At 54.2% G+C, this 4319-nt stretch carries 7 protein-coding genes; 4 read left to right on the forward strand and 3 right to left on the reverse strand.

Annotated features, from left to right (window positions below):
- Positions 1-11: 11 nt before the first annotated feature.
- Together PG899_RS23705 and PG899_RS23710 are read right to left on the reverse strand one after the other, a co-directional pair.
- Positions 12-365, reverse strand: a complete 354-nt coding sequence (locus PG899_RS23705) for a hypothetical protein (protein ID WP_270697790.1) — start codon at positions 363-365, stop codon at positions 12-14.
- 279 nt (positions 366-644) lie between these two features.
- A complete protein-coding gene (locus tag PG899_RS23710) occupies positions 645-941 on the reverse strand; it encodes a hypothetical protein (protein WP_042888850.1) in 297 nt (98 codons plus the stop codon).
- 366 nt (positions 942-1307) lie between these two features.
- Here PG899_RS23710 and PG899_RS23715 point away from each other — a divergent pair, with 366 nt between their 5' ends.
- The 4 genes from PG899_RS23715 to PG899_RS23730 all read left to right on the forward strand — a co-directional run bounded on the left by PG899_RS23715 (position 1308) and on the right by PG899_RS23730 (position 3349).
- Positions 1308-1730 (forward strand): hypothetical protein, encoded by a 423-nt coding sequence (locus PG899_RS23715; RefSeq protein WP_087757478.1) that lies wholly within the window; start codon positions 1308-1310, stop codon positions 1728-1730.
- On the forward strand, positions 1731-2033 hold the full coding sequence (locus PG899_RS23720) for a type II toxin-antitoxin system RelE/ParE family toxin (protein ID WP_042888848.1): 303 nt from the start codon (positions 1731-1733) through the stop codon (positions 2031-2033).
- 761 nt (positions 2034-2794) lie between these two features.
- The gene (locus PG899_RS23725) at positions 2795-3001 is read left to right on the forward strand and encodes a hypothetical protein (RefSeq protein WP_042888847.1); all 207 of its coding nucleotides are present in this window, start codon (positions 2795-2797) and stop codon (positions 2999-3001) included.
- Positions 3002-3109: 108 nt separating this feature from the next.
- Positions 3110-3349 (forward strand): hypothetical protein, encoded by a 240-nt coding sequence (locus PG899_RS23730; RefSeq protein WP_015056833.1) that lies wholly within the window; start codon positions 3110-3112, stop codon positions 3347-3349.
- A 184-nt stretch (positions 3350-3533) separates the two neighbouring features.
- Here the strand turns inward: PG899_RS23730 and PG899_RS23735 are convergent, their stop codons facing one another.
- On the reverse strand, positions 3534-4229 hold the full coding sequence (locus PG899_RS23735) for a plasmid recombination protein (RefSeq protein ID WP_270697792.1): 696 nt from the start codon (positions 4227-4229) through the stop codon (positions 3534-3536).
- Positions 4230-4319 lie beyond the last annotated feature (90 nt).

A 4319-nucleotide genomic window follows, 5' to 3' on the forward strand; every position in this document is an offset into this window, starting at 1 on the left:
AACGTCAAACTCTATGGCCTCAACCTGACAGGCCGCATGCTTAGCGTACGATTTTGTCCGTTTTCTCTACCGTCCCCGATGGGAGGCCCTTCAGGGCACTCCGGTGTGGGCTCTTCCCGCCAGTCTGTTTGGTTGCCGACCTGGATGATGAACTCGATCGCCACCACGGCATCTTTGCGCTTGGCCAGTGCCGAGGCTGTATCGAGTTTGCCCTGATCCCACTCGACCTTGGTGTACATCTGACGATCCGTAAACCATGCCCGCTTGGGAAGCTGGCTGCTGGTTTCGTGGAGGCGGAGGTTATGTCCCTGAGCCCTGCCAATGTCGGCTTTGCTCATCTTGGCTACGGCGAATGTGAACTTCATCGGGGGTTTCGAGGGTTGCGGCTTTGGAGTTCAAAGTGTACTCCTTACACTTTGCTTCGCAAAGAAGGAGCCCTGCGGGGCAAAAAAGACCTGCCGCGCTACGCTTGCCTCCTCCCGATCTGGAGGAGGCAGACTGCGCTAGCCTCCCCCTGTTCGGGAGGTTTCCGCGAAAAGCGTAATTGCAACAAGAGGGGGGATCCCTGACTACCTACGAAAGTGGGGCCACTGGCCCCACTATGAATTTCGCATGCGAAACTGGTGGGGCATTGTGCCCCACTCTCAGTAAACGAGAGATTTGATGTGTTTGCCCTTAATGGCATTTTTTCTTGCGAGCATTTTTGCTTTGGCGTCTTCGTGTGATGTGAAGACCGCTCTTCCTTCGGCCAGTTTTGTGAAGGCTGCTGTTATCTGCTCTTCGAGCCATGAATCATGGTCTTCTTGCTTTCTTTGTTCTTCTGCCAGCTTTTCTGCCAACTTGCGGCATTCGTCGCTCAACGTAGTTCCATTTTTATCTGCATACATCTGGGCTAATCGCTTTGTCTCTTCACTGACTCTGAATTGAATTCTTGCATCCATTGGTCGCCTCGTGTGGGTTGATCTGGTGGGGATCTCTATGGCGGATGTTAGCACGCATGTGCTGACATTTGTTTACTGTAGTACACAAAAATAATATTAAAAACATATGAAAACATACTGATGTTGTTTTTATTTTGTTGTTTTTAAATGGTTTTTTCATAAAAGGACTCATTGCGGACTCATTCTCTTATTCATGCCTCTGTTGTCACGTTTATGGATTTTTTGTTGTGTGCGATATCGCGCGGTGTGGAGTGTTTTTGTGTTTATGTGATTTTTTTAATTATCGCGTTTCGTGGTTGGTTGGCGATCTGTTGTGGAGTGTTGATCGATCGGTGGTGTGGGAGTAGAATTGAGGTATGTGATCGAATGGAGGGTTTTGACGTGGCGTTTAAAAGTCAGATGGAAAGCACGAAGGTATCTTCACGCAGAGGGTCAGCCTCTCCACTTACAGTGTCTCAGTCATATAAACAATCAACAAAGGCTGAAGAGCTGTCATTCCGGATATCCGCTAAATTGCTGGCGGACATTGGGCTGAAGAATGGCGATAAAGCTGACGTTCTGTTTGATGATGAGACTAGCCGTTGGATGATCAGGCCATCCCAAGACGGTTTCACTATCTCGGGTAAAGCTGAAGCCCCTACAGGGTTGATCCGGTACACACTGAAGGTTGGGCATGCCCGACTGACGAATAAGCGAGCGGATCTACCTGTCAAAAAAGAATGTGATATCGATACGCTGTCCATATCGGAACGCTCAATCATTTTCGCTCTTCAGCAAGAAGGGGCGTAAATGAACAGTTTCTCGCTAGGTTGGGAAGATGCAGCGTTAGATGATCGTGTCGCTATCTATGAGTTTCTGGTGGAGTTTAACCTGGAGGCTGCGGAGAGGACTGATCTGCTGATTGAGGCAGCTGCAGAGTCTTTGATGCAGCACCCCAATCGGCATCCTGCATGCTCTGGTGGAAAGGGGAGAAAGATGGTTCTGACAAAGATCCCCTTTATCTTGATTTACAGCGTTGATACCAAAATCAACTGTGTTCGAGTGCTGCGAGTGTTTCATCAAGCACAGAAGATCCCGAAGCTAGATCATTGACGATCTTCAGGCGTTCAGCGTAACCTGTTCGCCAGAAACGAAAAAACCACCCTGGCAGGTGGTTTGTTCGAAGGTACTTTGAGTTGGCGCTCTCTGTACCTGGTAACAGCTTCGGGCGGAAGCAGCTACCGTAATACCCTTTCAGTTTAGCGGCCTACGGCCCTATCAATCAAGTAGTCTCTCGCCCGAACCCTGTTACCGTTGGCCTCTGCCAATGGCGATTAGTCGTATCCGCTCGAATTGGAAGCATGTTGATGTTGTCGAGCGGGTGTAGGGGTCGGGCCGAACGGGGAATCCTCACATACGGCCCAGCGTGCGACGCGCACCATAGCCTCCCATGGTTCGCAACCTTGGGGCACCAGCACCGAGCGCAACGGGGAACCAACCACGGCCAGCTCGATAAAAACGGCGCGGCAGTCCGGCCCACAGGTGGGGACTGAAGCAGGTGCAGAGTGGCAAGGTGTGTCTCAGGAGCGCGTGAGGGGGAGCTGCCGCAAGCAGCCTCAATAGTCCTGAGCAAGGCGAGCTATCCAGCGTAACTACGTCATTTTTAACGTAGCCAAGCAGGAGGGCGAACCTATCTTGAAGCGCAGCGAAAGATAGGTTCGCCTGTGTTTTACGCTCTGTCTTTCAAACAAAAAAAAGAGAGATGATCTTGGCGAGGTGGGTAACTGCGCCCGTCCGTCCACATGCCATTGGTTCGGCTTGTGGGCGGCAGCAGTTATCCACGGAAGCGGGTTTGGTTCTGGCCGGAGGTACGTATGGGGTTCGATAAGCACGGGATCGAGGTCGATGGGGACTGTATCTGGCTACTGGACGCAGGCGGCCAGCGCCTGTGCGACCTGACGGAGATGCAGTTGCTCGATTTTGGGAGGCGGATCAGCGTTGAAGGGGGGCTGCTGAACTTCGATTTGGACGCAGCAGAATGGCGCGAACGCCTGATTGCCTTGGGCCTTGAGCCGCATTGAAAATCATTTTCCGAATTCGATGATTCAAATCGCCAAATTGATTGCTTTAGGCTCCCGAAGGGGTAATATCAAATTGTCTATTTGATATCTCAGATTGGAGATTTGATGATGCAGGAGAAAGAGGCTAAGACGGTGTTCGACATGGGGGGATTCTCCAAGGCGATGATCGTCCCCACCCCCATGGGTTCTGGGTTCCACCTCCACTTGGTGCGCTTTGGCAAGGCGGGTACCGAAGTCGTGGAGCGGCAGCGCGGAGGCTGGCGGGTGTTCTCTTCCATCGATGCGGCTGCCAACACGGCCCACGGTATTGGCTTTCGCCGCATCGAGATCGACCTGAGCAGCCGCTAGGGTCGCGCCCATCGCAGCAGGATGGCCAGCGCCCCCAAGCATGCCGCCCCTTCCCACCATGCAGGGGCTGCCCAGCTGAATACGTCATGCAGGCCAAGCAGCCCCATGATCCATCCACTCGATGAGCTGCTTGCCCCCTTTACTGCCAGCACTGCTGCCATCAGCCCTACAACCTGCCATGCCTTCATCGGCCCATCCCCTTACCGCGGCTCCGCTTTGGCTGTAGCTCTTGCAGTTTCTCCTCCAGCTCGTTGTTCTGCTCCGAAAGCGTTCGGTTGTAGCCCTTGAGCTTGTCGATCTCCGCCCCCTGTCTGGCTATCACGCTCTGGGCGCTATCGAGCGCCATGGTGAGCCGCTTAACCTCCCCCTGTGCCTTCTGGAGCTCGCTCTGTGCCTTCTGTGCCTCTGCGGTAGCCTGCTGGGCCAGCTCCACGTTGTCCGCGCTATAGCGGCCCTTCTGGCGGCTAAACAGGAGCTGCTTGAGCTGGGCATTCTCCTCCTGCAGTGCGGCGTTCTCCCGCTCCAGCTTCTGGGCTTTGGCGTGGCCGCTCATCTTGTCGATCAGGGTCGGGGCTGGGGCGGTGCCGGCGCGCAGGTCTGGCCGGTGCGGGTTTCCCCCCAGACCGTTGGGGGTGTACACGCAGGGGATCTTTTCGTTGATCGTGGCGTGGCATCGGCGCCGGATCCCCGCCAGCTTTCGGCCGCCATCCAACCACGCTTTCGCCTGCAGCTTGCCGTCTTTGATCGGGGTGGCAATCACATGGAAGTGCGGGGTGCTCTCGTCCATATGCAGCTGGATCGATACCACGTTATCGGGACCGAACTCCTTATCGGCCCATGCCTTGACCTGCTCCCCGAACGGGGTGAAGAACTGCCCCATATCACGCTCGATGGGGGGAACCGCAGAATTCGGAAAAAATCGTACGCTAAGCTAACGGTGTTCTCGTGACAGCTCTTTGACTAGGCTTTC

The organism is Aeromonas sp. QDB39 (genome assembly GCF_027707585.1).
GTDB classification, from domain to species: Bacteria; Pseudomonadota; Gammaproteobacteria; order Enterobacterales; family Aeromonadaceae; genus Aeromonas; species Aeromonas hydrophila.